Source organism: Reyranella sp. CPCC 100927 (genome assembly GCF_007859315.1).
Taxonomy (GTDB): domain Bacteria; phylum Pseudomonadota; class Alphaproteobacteria; order Reyranellales; family Reyranellaceae; genus Vineibacter.
Map to the genome: position 1 here is coordinate 204,171 of NZ_VOHA01000003.1, position 17,523 is coordinate 221,693.

Genomic DNA, 17,523 nt, shown 5'->3' on the forward strand with positions numbered 1-17,523 from the left:
TCGGGTTCGCTCCCGCGCTACCAGACACGGCCGGGGCAGGCGCGTCGATAGGCGAGGCCAGCCTCATATGGTATAGCCCAGTCACACCCAATACAGGATTTCGGGACCGCGCATGGCCGGCCATTCCCAGTTCAAGAACATCATGCACCGCAAAGGCGCTCAGGACGCGCGGCGGGCCAAGGTGTTCACCAAGATCATCCGCGAGCTGACGACGGCGGCGCGCAGCGGCCTGCCCGATCCGGCGGCCAACCCGCGCTTGCGTGCGGCGGTCATCGCGGCCCGCGATGCCAACATGCCCAAGGACACCGTCGACCGCGCCATCAAGCGCGGTGCCGGTGCCGATGCGGCGGATAACTATGTCGAAGTCCGCTACGAGGGGTACGGCCCCGGCGGTATCGCCATTGTCGTCGAGGCGCTGACCGACAACCGCAACCGCACGGCCTCCGATGTGCGGTCCACGTTCACCAAGTACGGCGGCAATCTCGGGGAAACCAACAGCGTCTCGTTCATGTTCGATCATGTCGGCGAGTTCCGCTATCCGCTGAAAGCGGGCAGCGCTGACGACATGATGGAGAAGGCGATCGAGGCGGGCGCCGACGACGTGCAGACGGTCGATGGCGATGAGGGTTACCACGAGATCATCTGCGCCCAGGACAATTTCAGCACCGTGCGCGACGCGCTGGAGAAAGCCCTCGGCGGGCCCAGCAGCGCCAAGCTGGTGTGGCGGCCCAAGAGCCTGACGGCAGTCGATGGCGATGCGGCCCAGACGCTGTTCAAGCTGATCGAAATGCTCGAGGACAGTGACGACGTACAGTCCGTCTATGCCAACTTCGAGGTCTCCGACGACACGCTCGCCCGCCTCGCAGGATGAGGTGACGCAACATGCGCCTGATCGGTCTCGACCCCGGACTGCGCAACACGGGCTGGGGCATCATTGAGGCCGAGGGCAACCGCCTGGCGCATGTGGCGAGCGGCATTGTGCAGTCCGACCAGGATAAACCGCTGGCCGAGCGGCTGTGCCAGCTTTTCGATGGCATTACCGCGGTCATCGTGGAGTGGCAGCCGCGTGAGGCGGCCATTGAAGAAACGTTCGTCAACAAGAACCCGACGTCGACGTTGAAGCTGGGCCAGGCCCGCGGTGCCGTCCTGATGGCGCCGGCCAAGCTTGGCTTGCCGGTGCGGGAGTATGGCGCCAACCACGTCAAGAAATCGGTCGTCGGCGTCGGTCATGCCGAGAAGCGCCAGGTCGAAATGATGGTGCGTCGTCTGCTGCCGGGCAGCACGGCGACGGCCGACGCGGCGGACGCTTTGGCCATCGCCATCTGCCATGCCCACCATCGCGGCACGTCGGGACGATGGGCCGGCGGCGCGGTGATGGCCGGCGTCGAAGGCGGTGATCTCGGCGCGGTACGCGGTGGCCGTGTCGGTGCCGGGCGCGGCAAGAGCGGTGTGCGTGGCTCGAAGGCCGCGTGGGAACAGGCGTTGCTGGCGCGTGCCGCCGATGGGAAGGGCGGGCGATGATCGGCAAGCTGCGCGGCATCATCGATGCGGTTGCCGACGATTCCTGTCTCGTCGATGTCGGCGGGGTGGGTTACGTCGCGTTCGCGTCCAGCCGCACGTTGCGCGACCTGGCGCCGGGCCGCGAAGCAACCCTGCTGATCGAGACCATCGTGCGCGAGGACGCGATCGCGCTCTATGGGTTCCTGACCCTGGCCGAGCGCGACTGGTTCCGGATCCTCACCACGGTGCAGGGCGTGGGCGCCCGTGTCGCACTGTCACTGCTCTCCACGCTGGCGCCCGAACAGCTGGCCAACGCCATCGTGGCACAGGATCGAGCGTCGCTGAGCCGTGCATCGGGAGTAGGTCCCAAGCTCGCGGCACGCCTGCTGACCGAGTTGAAGGACAAGGCTGCCGCATGGGGTGCGGTGCCGGGGGCTGCGCGCGTACCCGCGACTGCCGCCGGCCCGGCCGAGTCCGCGGCGTCAGTCAACGAGGATGCCGTCTCGGCGCTGGTCAATCTCGGCTACAAGCGGCCCGAAGCATTCGGTGCCATCGCCCGCGTTGCCACGCGCCTGGGCGGCGATGCGCGCATCGATACCTTGATCCGCGAAGGGCTGCGGGAACTGGGGAAATAGCCGCCCGTGGAATGACCGCGGCTTGCCTACCCGGCGGCCGGCGATCATGGTAAAGGTAATCGCAACCCCCTGCATGGGCCGGCATCCGGCCACAAAAACAACGATTGCTAATGAACGATTCCCGCCTCACATCAGGCGTTCGTCACGATGAAGACGCAGCCGAGGTCAAGCTCCGGCCGCAGGTACTGGACGATTTCATCGGCCAGCGACAGGTGCGCGAGAACCTGAAGGTGTTCATCGCTGCCGCCCGTGCGCGCGGCGAACCGCTCGATCACACGCTCTTCCACGGACCGCCCGGCCTGGGCAAGACGACCCTGTCCCAGATCGTCGCCAAGGAAATGGGGGCGGGTTTCCGCGCAACCTCGGGACCGGTGATCGCCAAGGCTGGCGACCTGGCCTCGCTGTTGACCAATCTCGAACGCGGTGACGTCCTGTTCATCGACGAGATCCATCGCCTCAACCCGGCGATCGAGGAAATCCTCTATCCCGCCATGGAGGACTTCCAGCTCGACATCATGATCGGCGAGGGGCCGGCAGCGCGGTCGGTGCGCATCGACCTGCCGCCTTTCACGTTGGTGGGGGCCACCACGCGATCCGGCCTGATGACGACTCCCTTGCGCGAGCGTTTCGGTATTCCGCTGCGATTGGAGTTTTACACACCCGACGAACTGGAAACGATCGTACGGCGCGCAGCCGGCGTGCTGAAGGTCGTGATGACCGACGACGGTGCGGCCGAAGTGGCGCGCCGCAGCCGCGGCACGCCGCGTGTCGCCAACCGCCTGCTGCGCCGGGTGCGCGATTTTGCCGCCGTTGCGGGTGCCGCGACGATCGACGCCAAGGCGGCCGACCAGGCGTTACGGCGTCTGGAGGTCGATCAGCTCGGGCTCGATCTGATGGACCGCAAGTATCTCACGTGTATCGGTGAGACCTACAACGGCGGGCCGGTGGGTGTGGAGACGCTGTCGGCGGCGCTCAGTGAACAGCGCGACGTCATCGAGGATGTGATCGAGCCATATCTGATGCAGCTTGGCCTGCTGATGCGTACGCCACGTGGGCGCGTGCTGGCGGAAGGCGGCTGGCGGCACATCGGTCTGAAGATGCCGCGCGCCGCGCGCGCGCAGCTCGACCTGCTCGATCCCGATGCCGGAGAGAGCGCGTGACATCGCCGGCTGGCACGCACGTGCTGCCGGTGCGGGTGTATTACGAGGACACCGACGCCGGCGGCATCGTCTATCACGCCAACTACCTTCGGTTCATGGAGCGCGGGCGCACTGAAATGCTGCGCCAGATCGGACATGACCTCGCCGCCGTGCGGCAGGCCAGCGGCATCAACTGGACGGTCGCGCGGCTGGCGATCCGCTACCTCAAGCCGGCGCGCCTCGATGAGCCGCTGGAGGTCGTCACCCGGATGGCCGAACTGCGCGGCGCGTCGGTCGATCTCATACAGCAGGTGCGGCACGCCGACGGGCAGGGCACCGGTGGTTTGCTGACCGACGCGACGCTGACGTTGGCCTGCATGGGGGCCGATGGACGGCCCGTGCGTCTGCCGGTCGACGCCCGTGTCGCCCTGGCCCAGGCAGCCCAAAATCACGGTGCATCGTGAGTAGGGAGGGCCAAGGCCTTGTATATGTTGCGGAAATGCAACGACAGGTGCCGCCGTGACGCCACATTCGACAGCTACCGGAAGATAACCAAGCGGAGTCCCAATGGATCCCTTCACCCAGCTTGCGCAGGCTAGCCCCCCGCCCGCGCCGGTACCATCCACACCCGTACTGCCACCGCCAGGGGCGGGCTCGACCGTTGCCGGCACTGTGGGCACGGGCGCTATCGACGTCAGCTTCGTCGGCATGTTCCTGCACGCCCACCTGGTGGTGCAGATCGTCATGGTGCTGCTGTTGCTGGCCTCGGTATGGTCGTGGGCCATCATTATCGAAAAGACGTTGAAGCTGCGCGCGCTGCGCCGCAAGGCCGAGGCGTTCGAGGATACGTTCTGGTCGGGCGTGTCGCTTGACGATCTCTATGACCGCGTCGGCGACAAGCCGGAGGAACCGCTGTCGAGCGTGTTCTCTGGCGCCATGCGTGAATGGCGGCGCTCGCTGAGCAAGGGCCTCGCCAATACGGCGGCCGCGCGCCACAACCTGCAGGCGCGCATCGAGCAGGTGATGGCGGTGACGGTCCAGCGCGAGATGGAGTCGATCGAGAAGCGCATGACCTTCCTGGCCTCGACCGGCGCGGCGGCACCGTTCGTCGGTCTGTTCGGCACGGTCTGGGGCATCATGACGTCGTTCCAGGGCATCGCCGCGTCGAAGAACACGTCGCTGGCCGTCGTGGCCCCCGGCATCGCCGAGGCGCTGTTTGCGACGGCGCTGGGCCTGGTTGCCGCCATTCCGGCGGTGCTGGCCTACAACAAGATCAGCAGTGACATCGGCCGCTACGGGCAACGCCTGGAGAATTTCGCGCAGGAGTTCGTCACCATCCTGTCGCGTCAGCTCGAGGAGCAGAACTGATGGCCGTGCAGATGGGCGGTGCCATGCAGACGCGCGGCGGCAGCCGGTTCCGCCGCCGCATCTACACGCCCATGGCCGACATCAACGTCACGCCGTTCGTCGACGTGATGCTGGTGCTGCTGATCATCTTCATGGTGGCTGCGCCGCTGATGAATGTCGGCGTGCCGGTTGACCTGCCCAAGACCACGGCTGATCCGATCCAGGGCCAGGACGAGCCCATCGTGGTGAGCGTCAAGGCCAAGGGCGAGGTTTTTCTCGGCGACACCGAGTACTCGGTCGATGATCTGGTCAGCAAGCTCAAGGCCGTGCAGACCGAGAAGCCCGACCAGCGCATCTTCGTGCGCGGCGACAAGGCCGTCGACTACGGTCGGGTGATGGAAGTGCTGGGTGCGTTGCGGGCCGCCGGGTTCACCAAGGCCGGGCTGGTCGGCGACCTGGCGCCAGGCGACGGCAAACCCGCGCCGACACCGGGTGCGAAGCCGCCAGCCGGCGCGCAGCCCGGCCGCAAGAACTGATCGAAGGAGCAAGGGCCATGCGCTGGCGTGGCGACTCCAGTGGCGATATGACGACCCCGGCCGTGCTGTCGGCCGGGGCGCATGTCGTGTTGCTGGCGGTCGCCCTGTTCGGGCTGCCGAACCTGACGCGGGCGCCGGATGATTCGCTGGCGGACGTGCCGATCTACGATGCCGCAGAGATCGGTCCGCAATCCAAGGCGCCTGTTGTCTCTCAGGATCGGCCGCAGGATCGCAAGCTGCCGGAAGCCGAAAAGAACACGCCGGCACCACCTGCGCCGCAGGTCGAGGCGGCGCCCAAGCCGCAACCCGACCCGAAGCCCGATCCCAAGCCCGAGCCTCAGGTCGCCGCTGTTCAGCCCAAGCCGGAGGACAAACCGGCGCCCAAGCCTGAACCGAAAGTCGAGAAGCCCAAGGACCCCGACGCCGAGGCGCTGAAGCCCAAGCCGCCGGAGCCAGCCGTCGAGCGTAAGCCCGATCCGAAGCCCGAGCCGCCCAAGCCGGAGGTCAAGAAACCGGAGCCGCCGAAGCCCGAGGCGCCCAAGCCCGAGGTCAAGAAACCGGAGCCGCCCAAGGCGCCGCCGAAGACCCTCGACCAGATCCTGTCGGAGCAGACCAACCGCACGCCGCGGCCACCGCAACCGGTCGCGGGCGACGGTCGGCCGAATGTGCCCGGCACGCGTACGCCGCAAACGGCGCTCGCGGCCGGCCGGTTGACCGCCAGCGAGAACGCGGCGATGGCCGACAAGGTTCGGCCGTGCTGGTCCGTCAACGATGGTGGGCGCGATGCCTCGCAGTTGATCGTCTACATTATCGTGGACATGGCGCCCGACGGGCGCGTGACCGAGGCGCGTATTTCCGACGAGACGCGGTCGGCGATGGCGGGCAACCCGCTCCTGCGGGCGTTCGCCGAAGCGGGGCAGCGCGCCGTGCTCAACCCGCGCTGCCAGCCGCTTCCGTACCCACAGAACAAGTATGAATCGCTCAAGCGATTCGTATTCAAGTTCGATCCGCGCGACCTGCGCTGACGAGATGTAAAGAGCCAGAGAAGACTGGGGAGTAACGATAGATGACACCAGCAACGACGGGGCACCGTCTCATGGCCGTGGGCCTCGCCCTGATCGCGATCCTGATCGCGCCGGCCGTGTGGGCCCAGACACGCGGATTGCAGCAGGTCACGGTCGAGGGTGCCAGCGCCAATCCGATTCCGATCGCCGTGACCGATTTCGTCGGTGACGGCGTTGGAGGGCAGATCTCGCAGGTGATTGCCGCCGACCTGGAGCGCTCCGGCCTGTTCCGCCCGATCGACAAGGGCGCCTTCATCGAGCGCATCGCCGATGCCGGCCGCACGCCGCGGTTCCAGGACTGGCGCGCCATCAACGCCGATGCATTGGTGGTCGGGTCGGCGACGCAGCAGGCCGACGGCAGGCTGCGCGTCGAGTTCCGCCTATGGGACGTCGCCGCCGGCGCTCAAATGACGGGCCGCGCCTATTTCACCCAGAACGCCAACTGGCGGCGCATCGCGCACATCATCGCCGACGAGATCTTCAAGCGCATCACCGGCGAGGACGGCTTCTTCGATACACGCGTCGTCTACGTCGCCGAAACGGGGCCCGGCAACGCGCGTGTCAAGCGGCTGGCGATCATGGACCAGGATGGCGCCAACCACCGTTACCTCACCGACGGCCGGTCGCTGGCGCTGACACCGCGCTTCTCGCCGACGTTGCAGGAGGTCGTCTACATGTCGTACGCCCAGGGCACGCCGCGCGTGTACCTGATGAACGTCGACAGCCAGCGCCAGGAGCTGCTGGGCAACTTCCCCAACATGACGTTCGCGCCGCGGTTCTCGCCCGACGGCAATCGGGTCGTCATGAGTCTCGCAGCGGACGGCAGCTCCGACATCTACTCGATGGACATGCGGTCGCGCTCGATGACCCGGCTGACCAACAACCCGGCCATCGATACCTCGCCCAGCTATTCACCGGATGGCGGTCGGGTCGTGTTCACGTCCGATCGCGGCGGCAGCATGCAGATCTACGTCATGAGCGCCGGCGGCGGCGAGCCGCAGCGCATCAGCTTCGGCAACGGCCGCTACAGCACGCCGGTGTGGTCGCCGCGCGGCGACTACATCGCATTCACCAAGCAGGACGGCGGCAGTTTCTCGATCGGCATCATGCGCGCCGACGGCTCGGGCGAACGCATTCTGGCCTCGAGCTATCTCGACGAAGGGCCGACCTGGGCCCCCAACGGCCGTTATCTGATGTTCTTCCGACAGGCCCCCAACGCCGGCGGCCGGGCGGGCTCGGTACGCCTGTATATGGTCGACACCACCGGGCGCATCCTGCGGCCGGTGCCGACGCCGACGGATGCATCCGATCCGGCGTGGTCGTCGCTGATCCCCCAGTGAGGCGCGGGTTGACGACACTAAATTCGCTCAGCGGCGCGCACTTAGCGTCGCCACGGCGGCTTGAATGGAGTGGGGTGAATGTTATGATGCGCTGCGAAATGACCCGGGTATTCGAGCGCGTCAGCGGTTGATGACCCGGGTCATCCTTTTCCAGGGCCCCGGGTCGAACGAGGGATGGCGGTTCCCCTCAATGAATGGCCGCCGACGCAAGAGCCGGATGACGCAGCCGGCACGTACCGGTTGTGCAGGAGAGCGACAATGAAAATGAGCATCAAGATTCTTGGCGCGGTGGCTGTGTTGATGCTGGCTGCGGCGTGCAGCAGCAGCACAACGCCCGGGCCGGAAGGCGCAACCGCGTCCGTCGCCCCGGGGACCCCCGGACACTTCCAGCAGGTCGCGGGCGATCGCATTTACTTCGAGACGGACATGTCGACGCTGACGCCCGATGCGCGCGCCACACTCGACAAGCAGGCGGCTTGGCTGAAGCAGTACGGCGATCGCTACCAGACATTCATGATCGAGGGGCATGCCGACGAGCGCGGCACGCGCGAGTACAACCTGGCGCTGGGCGAGCGGCGCGCCAACATGGCACGGACGTACCTGTCGTCACAGGGCATACCGGCCGCGAAGCTGCGGACGATCAGCTACGGCAAGGAGCGTCCGGAAGTCGTCGGCAGCGACGAAGGCGCCTGGTCACGCAACCGCCGCGCGGTGACGGTGCTGCAGTAAGCAGCGCGTGCCACGATAGAACCGGCCGGTCGGACATGTCCGACCGGCTTTTTTGTTCCATGAACGGAATGAAAGTGGACCCGCGAAGACACATGAAGGTTGAATGAGAACGCCCCGAATTCGCCGCCCTTTGGTCCCATCATGAGCCGAGTGCGAGCGTGAGGGTGCATTGCGTGGTGCTTGAACCTGACAGAGCCGTTGTCGATAGTTCCCGTGGTTGCTCCGCCCCTGGGTAACCTTGAATTGCCGTGGAGGCCCACAATGAACCGGATCGCGAATGCGACCATTGCCCTGGTGTTCGCTGCTGCCGGCGCGTCATTCGTCGTGCCCCTGCCGGCGGCCGCGCAAGGCAATTACGCCGTCGAGCAGCGCTTCCAGGACATGGAGCGGCTGATCATGCAGCTCACGGGACAGGTGGAGCGGCTGCAGAATCAGGTGCAGCAGCTTCAGCAACAGCTCGAGCGCCAGCAGGCGGACTATGATTTTCGCATTCAGCAGTTGGAAACCGGCCGCGGTGGTCGGCCGGCTGCACCACCGCCGCGGCCCAACCCGGCGCCGCGAGGGGAAGCGCCGTCGCCCGTGGCGCCCTCATCGACGGCAGGCGACGTGCGGCCCTTGGGCACCACGCCCTCCAGCGGCGCGCCGCCGTCCACGGCCGCTGTACCCCCGGCCGGCGGCGGAACGCCCGAGCACATGTACGGTGAGGCGCAGATGGCCATGCGCAGCGGGGACTATGCAACGGCGGAGCGCGAGTTCCGCAGCTTCATGGCCAAGTACCCGCGCCATCAGCTTGCCGGCAATGCCCAGTACTGGCTCGGCGAGACCTATTACGTGCGCAAAGATTATTCCAGTGCTGCAACAGCTTATGCCAATGGCTTCAAGAACTACCGGAACAGTTCGGTAGGGCCTGACAACCTGCTGAAGCTCGGCATGTCGCTGCAGGCCACCGGCAAGTCGGCCGACGCCTGCATCGTGTACGGGCAATTTGGGCAGGTCTATCCCCAGGCCCCGGATGCCATGAAGCGGCGCATTGCCGCCGAACGCCAGCGCAGCCGCTGCGGCTGAGCCACCGGTTCGGACCGTGTCCCGGACATGCCGGAGTCACCTGTCTCGGAGTCTGAATTCGCCACTCTGATGCGGCCCTTCGCACCGTTCGAAGCGCGACCGACACTGGCCGTCGCGGTTTCCGGCGGCCGCGATTCACGCGCACTGGCGTTGCTGGCGCGGCAATGGACGTCGCGCCGCGGCGGCAGGGTCGTCGCGTTGGTGGTTGATCATGGTTTGCGGCCTGAGTCCGCGGCGGAAGCGCGACAGACACGCCTATGGCTGACCGCGCGCGGCATCGAGGCTCACGTGCTGCGCTGGCGATCGATGTCGCGGCCGCGCGCCGGTTTGCAAGAGGTAGCCCGCGCCGCGCGTTATCGTCTGTTGCTCGATTGGTGCGGTCGGCAGGGGGTGCTGCATCTGCTGACGGCGCATCAGGCCGATGACCAGGCCGAGACCTACGCTCTGCGCGCCGAGCGCGACAGCGGCCCGATGGGCTTGGCCGCGATGTCGGCTGTGGTCGAGTTTCCCGAGGCGAGACTGCTGCGGCCGTTGTTGCCGGTGGCGCGTGCGCGCCTCACGGCGAGTCTGCGCGCACGCGCGCAGACCTGGATCGACGATCCCAGCAACAGTGACCCGCGTTTTGCCCGCGGCCAGCTGCGTCGCGATGGTCTGCCGATGCCATCGGCGGCGGCGCTGCGGCATGCCGCGGCGTTCGCGGTGCGCCGGGTCGCCGATGAGGGCGCCATTGCCGACGCATTGGCGTGCTGCGCCACGCCCCATCCGCTGGGGGCCGTGCTGATCGACCACGCCATCTGGCTCGGCGTGCCGGCCGAGCGCTCGCCATCGGTGCTGGCAGCCGTGATCGCCATGGTGGCGGGGACGGCCTATCCGCCGCGCCGGGATCGCACGCAGCGGGCCGTGGCGCACATGCGCGCCGTGGCGTGGCCTCCGGGCCGGCCGCCTGCCGGCGTGACACTGGGCGGCTGCCGCATCCTGTGGCGCGGCAACGGCTGGCTCGTCGTGCGCGAGCCGGCATCGATCGTCGGGCCGGGCGGTGGCGATGCCGAAGCGGGCCTGTGGGATGGACGATTTGATCTTGGCCGAGCCCAGGGCGCGGGGCCGGGCAAGCTGCCGGTCTCCGCCGCCAGCCGGGAACATTGGGCAAAGGCGTGGCCGTCGACACCGGGGCTGCCGGTCCTGCTGGCGGCGCTGCCGTGCGGGAAGCGGACCGGGCGCCTCTACCTGCTGCCGGTCGAGGGAGGATGTCCGCAGACCGGTCGGCGCAGCATCAAGGCGTGCTTCCGGCCTCTCCGTCCTCTCGCCGCAGGACCATTTTTCCCTTGTTTTGACACTGCCAAGGGCCAAATAGTGAACTGATGAATGCTGCCGGGAGGATGGTCTCTTGGGTGGCGCCGACCGGACGAATGCCGTGAACCTGTTCAATCGCAACGCCGCCCTATGGGTGGTGATCCTGCTTCTTCTGGCCTTGCTTTACACCGTCTTCCAAGGGGGTGTGGGCGGCAACCGTTCGTCCGCAATGGCCTACTCGGAATTCCTGCGACTGACCGAGACCGAGCAGGTCTCCGAGGTCCGCATCCAGGGCAATAATATTACGGGCACGACCAAGGATGGGCGCCAGTTCAGCACCTATGCGCCGTTCGATCCCGATCTTGTGAACAGGCTGAAGGGCAAAGTCGACCGCATCGTGGCCGGACCGCCGGACGAGGGCGTCAATCTGGGCAGCGTGCTGATCAACTGGCTGCCGCTGTTGATCCTGGTCGGTGTCTACATATTCTTCATGCGCCAGATGCAGGGCAACGGGCGCGGCGGCGCCATGGGCTTCGGCAAGAGCCGCGCGCGACTGCTGACCGAGAAGCACGGGCGCGTTACGTTCGACGACGTTGCCGGCATCGAGGAAGCCAAGGGCGAGCTCGAGGAGATCGTCGACTTCCTGAAGGATCCGCAGAAGTTCCAGCGCCTGGGCGGCAAGATTCCCAAGGGTTGTCTGCTGGTGGGCCCGCCGGGTACCGGCAAGACCTTGCTGGCGCGCGCCATCGCCGGCGAAGCCAACGTGCCGTTCTTCACCATCTCGGGTTCCGATTTCGTCGAGATGTTCGTGGGCGTCGGTGCCAGCCGCGTACGCGACATGTTCGAGCAAGCCAAGAAGAACGCGCCCTGCATCATCTTCATCGACGAGATCGACGCGGTCGGCCGCCATCGCGGCGCCGGCCTGGGCGGCGGCAACGACGAGCGCGAGCAGACGCTGAACCAGCTGCTGGTCGAAATGGACGGCTTCGAGGCCAACGAGGGCGTAATCCTGATCGCGGCTACCAACCGGCCTGACGTGCTCGATCCGGCGCTGCTGCGTCCGGGCCGCTTCGATCGCCAGGTCGTCGTGCCGAACCCCGACATCGTGGGCCGCGAAAAGATTCTGAAGGTGCATCTGCGCAAGGTGCCGATCGCGCCCGACGTCGATCCGAAGACGATTTCGCGTGGTACGCCCGGCTTCTCCGGTGCCGACCTGGCCAATCTGGTGAACGAGGCTGCGTTGCGCGCTGCACGGCAAGGCAAGCGGCTTGTCACCATGTCCGACATGGAGCATGCCAAGGACAAGGTGCTGATGGGCGCCGAGCGGCGGTCGATGGCCATGACCGAGGACGAGAAGCGGCTGACGGCCTATCACGAAGCGGGCCATGCGCTTGTGAACATCCACATGCCCAAGAGCGATCCGCTGCACAAAGTGACGATCATCCCGCGCGGCCGCGCGCTGGGCCTCACCATGATGCTGCCGGAGCGTGACAAGTACGGCCACTCCAAGATCGAGCTGGAGAGCAAGCTTGCGATGAGCTTCGGCGGTCGTATCGCCGAGGAACTGATCTTCGGACCTGAGAACGTCACGACCGGTGCCGGCGGCGACATCCAGCAGGCGACTGCCATGGCGCGGCGCATGGTCACCGAGTTCGGCATGTCCGACAAGCTGGGTCGGGTGCGCTACAACGCCAACGAGCAGGAGGTCTTTCTCGGCCACTCCGTGACCCAGACGCAGAACGTGTCGGAGGCCACCTCGCAGATGATCGACGCCGAGGTGCGCCGGTTGATCGAGGAAGCCGAAGCCAAGGCACGCCAGGTGCTGACCGAGCGCATGGACGATCTGCACGCCATCGCCAAGGGGCTGCTGGAGTACGAAACCCTGTCGGGTGACGAGGTCCAGACCTTGCTGCGCGGCGAGAAGATCGTGCGCGACGAGACCGGCGGTGCTGGTCCGCCGTCCGGCGCCAAGCCGCGGCGCGCGTCGGTACCGACCAGCCGGCCGACGCCGACACCGGAGGGGGGCGATCCCGCACCTCAGCCTGGCGCCTGATGCGGCAATAATCACGAAGACGGCCGGAAGACCTCCGGCCGTTTTCTTTTTGAGGGTCGGTCAAGGGCGCAGGATCTTGATGAGCGCGGCGTGCTCCTCGGCGCCGTGGCCGGCATCGATGGCACGTCGGAAGAGGGCGGCCGCAAACGCCGGTACCTCGGTGCTGATCCCGGCTTCCTTAGCCTGCTGCACCAGGCGTTCGACGTCCTCGCCTGCGGTCTTCAGAGTGCTTTCGGGATGGCCATAGTTCCCGGACTCGATGACCTCGCCGAGGTGCTTGGATTCGGCACCCAGGATCGGCGCCAGGCTTGCGAGCGTGGCGCCGAAAGAGGCCACGCTGGCGCCCTCCGCCTGGCAGATCAGCGCGCCGTGGCACAGGCCGATCCATCGCCCCGCCATGTACGACAATACGGCGCTGAACAACGTCGACGACTGGCCGACGGCCTCGCCCATGTAGGTCAGGTTGCCGGCGAGGTCGCGCAGCAGCGCGCTGTTCAGACGGAACACAGCCTCCGCACCCGACACCAGGATGGTCGTCTCCGCGCCGCCGATCTGACTTGGCCAGGCGAGGATCGCGCCATCGAGGTACGCTGCCCTCTGTACCTGCGCCCAGGCCTGGGTGTCGCGCGCTTCCTGCGGCGTGCCGGTGCTCAGCTGAACCAGGGTGCGGCCACGCAGTGCGGCCGCCGTATTGCCAGCCAGGAGAATGTCGCGCGTGGCGCCATAGTTCGACACGCAGACGATAACGACGGCGCTTGCGCCGATGGCGGCCTCGGCGCTGGGCGCCAGCACGGCACCCTGTTGTACCAGCGGCTGGGCTTTCGCCGCCGTACGATTCCACACCGTGACGCGATGGCCGGCGCGCAGCAGCGCTGCGGCCAGCGCCGAGCCCATTTCACCCAGTCCAATGACTGTTGCTTCCGTCATGTCGTGCTCGCTAGGTTGCCTCCCCCGGGAGGAGCCGGCGCGTGTTTGCGTACGTCTCGCCCGGGTTCCTCGTAGATGAGAAATAGGCTTGCCTTATCAAGCACTTACAGAAATGTAAGGGATCTCGAAAATGGCGACGAGACGGGCGCATGAAGGTTGATCTGCCTTACAATTGCGGTCTGGGCCCCGCGCTCAACATCATCGGCGGCAAGTGGAAAGCGACGATCCTGTGGGAACTGCACGCCAAGCCCGTACGCTTCGGTGCGTTGCGGCGGCGTGTGCCGGGGATCAGCGAGAAAATCCTGTTTGAACAACTGCGGGAAATGGAAGCCGACGGCATCGTGCGGCGTGCCGTCTTTGACGAAGTACCGCCACGTGTCGAATACTCGGTGACCGAAGCCGGCGCCGCGCTCAACGATGCCGTGCACGCGCTGGCCGAGTGGGGCACCAAGCATGTCCCTGACTTCAAGGCCGGGTATGATGGCGCGCAATAGCAAGGGCGGATAGGCGCCAGCCGATGGTTGTCCATACTGTCATCGTGAAACCGCTTGCCGTGCGCGTTGCCCTGTTTCTGAGCGCTGCCCTTGCGGGCATCGTCGCCGCCTGTACGCCCGATATGGGTCCAGGAGCGGATCGAGGTTCGCTGGCGGCTGCGCCACGTACGTCCAGACCAGGCCTCGTGCTGTCCGGCACAGGATTTTTCGTCAACGACGATGGTTATCTGCTGACGGCGGCACACGCCGCGACGGGATGCAGCAACCTGCACATCACCAAGGATGGTCGGACACTGCGATCGCAGCTTATCGCCCGGTCGCGATCGGGTGATCTTGCGATCCTCAAGATCGACGAAACGATGGGACTGCCGGCGGTGTTCGTCCGATCGGAGACCGTCGTCGCCAATGATCTGGTGTTCGCTGCGAGCTACGCCATGCTGCAGGAAGATGCCAGCCGGTCGCGTGGCATGCTCTCCAATGCCGTGGTCGCCAGTGCCGATCCCGCCATGGGGCTTTCGCTTGTCTCCAGCGCGCCCGAGGGGACCAGCGGTGCGCCGGTGATCAATTCGCGCGGGCTCGTCGTCGGCATCGTCACGCAGCGCATTGACAGGACGCATGTGCAGGCGACCAGCGCCCAGAGCGCCAAGGCCTTTCTGTCAGCCAACGGCGTGGCTTTCGCGCAGGACGATCAGCCCCAGGTCGGAGCGCTGCAGGACCGTGCCGCCCGGGCGGCGACTCTTTCGGTAGGCGTGGTCTGCTTCAAGCCAGCGTAATGGCTGGGTCCCTGCGGACCGTTACTTCCACTTCAGCGCGATCTTGAGGTGCATCGGCTGCAGCATGTCCGAAGGCGGCGCTTCACCCACGACGCCGCGCTCGAGAATGGTCCGCAAATCAGTGTTTGCCTGAGCGTCCGCGAGGGGGTGGAACTCGGCGCGTGACACCTTACCGGTCTGGCTGACCCAGATCTTGACGATCAGTGTTTGCGGCGGACCTGGTTCATTGATGATCCGGTTTTCGAGATAGACATGAAAGCGATGGGTGATGTCATCGTCCGCCCGCATCCAGTCGCCGATCCGATATTGCACGAGTTGGGCGTAGCGCTGCCATGACACCGGGACCGCGGTCGGAGAGCGGTAGTTGAGATCCTGGGCGAGAGCAGGGGCGCCTATCAGGCTCGCGCCAAGCACGATGCTGTAGCACCACAGGCGCACCTGGCGGGCATCGCGTTTCAATCCAGGCATGGTCGGCAAGCCGCGCTCGCAGCAGGAACTCGTCGCCGGCCTTCATAGGCGGCTTTTGTGACAGTTCAGCGATCCGCGCGATCGCGCCAGGCCGGATCGAAAGTGACCGCGTGATTCAGCGGCCCGTGCCCTGAACCGAAGCCCGGTGCCGTTTCGATCGCGCGGCGCACGTAGTCGCGGGCGCGGCCGACGGCGTCGATCAATGTCAGGTGCTGCGCCAGGCCGCAGGCGATCGCCGAGGCCAGGGTGCAGCCGGTCCCATGCGTGGATCGTGTCGCGATCCGCGGATGCGAAAACCGCGTCACGCCGTCGGCGCTGACCAGCAGGTCGACGACCTCGGGGCTGCCATCGAGGTGGCCGCCTTTCACGAGGACAGCTTTCGGTCCCAGTGCCAGCACGGCGCGGCCGGCGCGCACCATGTCGGTCTCGTTGGCGATGGTGAAGCCGGCCAAGGCCTCGGCCTCGGGCAGGTTCGGTGTCACCACCGTGGCGCGCGGCAGCAGCCGTTCGATCAGCGTGCGCTCGGCTGCTTCCTGCAGCAGTCGATGGCCGCCCTTGGCCACCATTACCGGATCGACCACCACGGGCACGGTCGGTGCCTGCGCGGCCAGGACCGTGGCCACAGTGCCGATCACGGCGGCACTGTGCAGCATGCCGGTCTTGATGGCATCGGCGCCCAGATCGGCCAGCACCAGAGCCATTTGTTGCGCGATGAACGCTGGATCGACGCCGACGACGCCGTGCACGCCGCGTGTATCCTGGGCCGTCAGCGCAGTGATGGCCGTCATGCCAAAACCATCGAGCGCGGTGACGGCCTTGATGTCGGCTTGGATACCGGCACCGCCCCCGGAATCGGAACCGGCGACGATGAGTACGCGCCCCTTCATGATGGCCGAGCTCCGAGCACTGCGATGATGGCAATAGCCAGAATGCAGATGAAGAAGCCGGCAAACGCCAGCAGGAACGTGCGGTGGAGGCCGGCGGCCTCGGGCTTGAAATTGCGATGATCGAACCAGGCCATGCCGCGCACCATCATGGCGCCCGTCGACAGGCGTCCGCTGCGCTGCTGTATCAGGCGGATCCCGGTGACGACCGCAAGAAGCCAAGCGATCGCCGCAGCCGCGGCGGCGATGCCGATCAGTACGTTCATCGCTGTGTCATACCAGATCGCCTATGGCCCGAACCAGTCGATCGATTGTCCGTGCGGGCCGGTCCAGGCAACGGGCTGCGCATCGACCGCGAGCAGGAAGCGGCCGCGCGCTGGCGGCGCGGGCGCATGCTGGGCAATCGACGGCAGGATTCCCGGCGCTTCGTTACTGATCCAGGTTGCGCCGGAGCGATGCATGATGCCGGCAAACCGGCTGCGATCGGCCGGCGTCACGTAGGCCAGCACCGCCGTGTGGAACACGACCAGGGTCGCGTCGGCGGGCGCCTGCGCCATGATCTCTTCGATATCCGCCAGCAGATCACCACGAACAACGACCGGCGGCGCGCGCCGTGCGATCGCGAGCGCCGCCTGGAGGCGGCCTGCACGGTCCTCCTGATCAGGCCAGATGAGCGCCTGCAGCCATGCCGTATCCTCTGCCGAACGGACATCGATCGGATTCAAATCCAGCCCGCGGCGCCATGCGATCGTCGGCAGCTCGGTCGGGACGGGTACGGCGCCTGTGATCGCGCAGGGAAACGCCGGCAGCGGCAGGTCTCCCGGAGGGCGAGGCCCCAGGCGAGTGCCGCCGCCATAATCGTAGGCATAGCGGTCGGGCAGCAGACACAGGCCGGCCGATGCGCCGACCTCCAGCAGCGCCAGCGGCTGCGGCAGGCGAGCCAGCACCGGTAACAGCACGGCGCAGCGGGCCGGCTCGTTGGTCTGCGTCGTGCGTGCGAGCATCAACGCTCGAATGGGCGCAGGGTTGGCCCGGATGATGTCGATCAGGTGATCCGCGTCGCGGGCGACGCCATACAGATGGCGGACCGCGGCCAGAAGCAGGTTCGGCTGTTGCCGCGCTGCCGGCAGGGTCGCAACGAATGACAACACGGCCTCCGAACCCGCGATGGCGCGTGCGAAGGCCTCGTAAAGGGCGGAGGAATCCTTGGCCTCGTTGTCGGCAAACGCCCGATAGCGTGCCGCCAGACGCTGCACTGTGTCCTGGGCGCCCGGCATGG

At 66.6% G+C, this 17,523-nt stretch carries 19 protein-coding genes and 1 pseudogene; 15 read left to right on the forward strand and 5 right to left on the reverse strand.

What is annotated here, in order from left to right:
* Positions 1–112 precede the first annotated feature (112 nt).
* From FQU96_RS10520 to ftsH, 13 genes and pseudogenes are all read left to right on the forward strand, one after another.
* Positions 113–871 carry a YebC/PmpR family DNA-binding transcriptional regulator gene (locus FQU96_RS10520; RefSeq protein ID WP_146540897.1) on the forward strand — a complete coding sequence of 253 codons (759 nt, stop codon included), beginning with the start codon at positions 113–115 and terminating at the stop codon, positions 869–871.
* A gap of 11 nt (positions 872–882) precedes the next feature.
* Positions 883–1,341 (forward strand): annotated as a pseudogene (gene ruvC, locus FQU96_RS10525) (crossover junction endodeoxyribonuclease RuvC); the annotation flags it as partial.
* Positions 1,342–1,517: 176 nt separating this feature from the next.
* Complete coding sequence (gene ruvA, locus FQU96_RS10530) at positions 1,518–2,135, forward strand: Holliday junction branch migration protein RuvA (protein ID WP_146540901.1); 618 nt, start codon at positions 1,518–1,520, stop codon at positions 2,133–2,135.
* A gap of 110 nt (positions 2,136–2,245) precedes the next feature.
* Positions 2,246–3,295 (forward strand): Holliday junction branch migration DNA helicase RuvB, encoded by a 1,050-nt coding sequence (gene ruvB / locus FQU96_RS10535; RefSeq protein ID WP_146540903.1) that lies wholly within the window; start codon positions 2,246–2,248, stop codon positions 3,293–3,295.
* Complete coding sequence (ybgC, locus tag FQU96_RS10540; protein WP_146540905.1) at positions 3,292–3,738, forward strand: tol-pal system-associated acyl-CoA thioesterase; 447 nt, start codon at positions 3,292–3,294, stop codon at positions 3,736–3,738. Before ruvB ends, ybgC begins: the two co-directional genes overlap by 4 nt.
* Before the next feature lie 244 nt (positions 3,739–3,982).
* Positions 3,983–4,642 (forward strand): protein TolQ, encoded by a 660-nt coding sequence (gene tolQ, locus FQU96_RS10545; protein WP_255468005.1) that lies wholly within the window; start codon positions 3,983–3,985, stop codon positions 4,640–4,642.
* On the forward strand, positions 4,642–5,157 hold the full coding sequence (gene tolR, locus FQU96_RS10550; RefSeq protein ID WP_218574675.1) for a protein TolR: 516 nt from the start codon (positions 4,642–4,644) through the stop codon (positions 5,155–5,157). The genes tolQ and tolR overlap by 1 nt, the downstream gene beginning before the upstream one ends.
* A gap of 17 nt (positions 5,158–5,174) precedes the next feature.
* Complete coding sequence (locus FQU96_RS43035; RefSeq protein ID WP_146540909.1) at positions 5,175–6,182, forward strand: hypothetical protein; 1,008 nt, start codon at positions 5,175–5,177, stop codon at positions 6,180–6,182.
* Between the two features lie 41 nt (positions 6,183–6,223).
* Entirely contained in the window at positions 6,224–7,561 is a 1,338-nt protein-coding gene (tolB, locus tag FQU96_RS10560; protein ID WP_146540911.1) for a Tol-Pal system beta propeller repeat protein TolB, read from the forward strand.
* 264 nt (positions 7,562–7,825) lie between these two features.
* Positions 7,826–8,290, forward strand: coding sequence for a peptidoglycan-associated lipoprotein Pal (gene pal, locus FQU96_RS10565; RefSeq protein ID WP_255467949.1), 465 nt, complete (start codon positions 7,826–7,828; stop codon positions 8,288–8,290).
* A 261-nt stretch (positions 8,291–8,551) separates the two neighbouring features.
* Positions 8,552–9,355, forward strand: a complete 804-nt coding sequence (gene ybgF, locus FQU96_RS10570) for a tol-pal system protein YbgF (RefSeq protein ID WP_146540915.1) — start codon at positions 8,552–8,554, stop codon at positions 9,353–9,355.
* 27 nt (positions 9,356–9,382) lie between these two features.
* Positions 9,383–10,714: a tRNA lysidine(34) synthetase TilS gene (gene tilS, locus FQU96_RS10575; RefSeq protein ID WP_146540918.1), complete on the forward strand. Its 1,332-nt coding sequence runs from the start codon at positions 9,383–9,385 to the stop codon at positions 10,712–10,714.
* Positions 10,715–10,766: 52 nt separating this feature from the next.
* Positions 10,767–12,698 carry an ATP-dependent zinc metalloprotease FtsH gene (gene ftsH / locus FQU96_RS10580; protein WP_146541625.1) on the forward strand — a complete coding sequence of 644 codons (1,932 nt, stop codon included), beginning with the start codon at positions 10,767–10,769 and terminating at the stop codon, positions 12,696–12,698.
* Between the two features lie 60 nt (positions 12,699–12,758).
* Here ftsH and FQU96_RS10585 read toward each other — a convergent pair whose 3' ends face one another.
* Positions 12,759–13,709, reverse strand: coding sequence for an NAD(P)-dependent oxidoreductase (locus tag FQU96_RS10585; RefSeq protein WP_146540920.1), 951 nt, complete (start codon positions 13,707–13,709; stop codon positions 12,759–12,761).
* A gap of 65 nt (positions 13,710–13,774) precedes the next feature.
* Here FQU96_RS10585 and FQU96_RS10590 point away from each other — a divergent pair, with 65 nt between their 5' ends.
* Both FQU96_RS10590 and FQU96_RS10595 read left to right on the forward strand, forming a co-directional pair.
* Positions 13,775–14,119, forward strand: a complete 345-nt coding sequence (locus tag FQU96_RS10590) for a helix-turn-helix domain-containing protein (RefSeq protein ID WP_146540922.1) — start codon at positions 13,775–13,777, stop codon at positions 14,117–14,119.
* A gap of 185 nt (positions 14,120–14,304) precedes the next feature.
* Positions 14,305–14,892, forward strand: coding sequence for a serine protease (locus FQU96_RS10595; RefSeq protein ID WP_178130437.1), 588 nt, complete (start codon positions 14,305–14,307; stop codon positions 14,890–14,892).
* Between the two features lie 21 nt (positions 14,893–14,913).
* On the opposite strand, the gene FQU96_RS10600 is transcribed toward FQU96_RS10595, so the two are convergent.
* The 4 genes from FQU96_RS10600 to FQU96_RS10615 are packed head-to-tail and all read right to left on the reverse strand — an operon-like array spanning position 14,914 to position 17,521.
* Positions 14,914–15,369 carry a hypothetical protein gene (locus FQU96_RS10600; protein WP_146540926.1) on the reverse strand — a complete coding sequence of 152 codons (456 nt, stop codon included), beginning with the start codon at positions 15,367–15,369 and terminating at the stop codon, positions 14,914–14,916.
* Between the two features lie 56 nt (positions 15,370–15,425).
* The gene (gene thiD, locus FQU96_RS10605; protein WP_146540928.1) at positions 15,426–16,247 is read right to left on the reverse strand and encodes a bifunctional hydroxymethylpyrimidine kinase/phosphomethylpyrimidine kinase; all 822 of its coding nucleotides are present in this window, start codon (positions 16,245–16,247) and stop codon (positions 15,426–15,428) included.
* Positions 16,244–16,510, reverse strand: a complete 267-nt coding sequence (locus FQU96_RS10610; protein WP_146540930.1) for a hypothetical protein — start codon at positions 16,508–16,510, stop codon at positions 16,244–16,246. The genes thiD and FQU96_RS10610 overlap by 4 nt, the downstream gene beginning before the upstream one ends.
* Positions 16,511–16,531: 21 nt before the next feature.
* Positions 16,532–17,521: a DUF2332 domain-containing protein gene (locus tag FQU96_RS10615; protein WP_146540932.1), complete on the reverse strand. Its 990-nt coding sequence runs from the start codon at positions 17,519–17,521 to the stop codon at positions 16,532–16,534.
* Between the last annotated feature and the right edge of the window lie 2 nt (positions 17,522–17,523).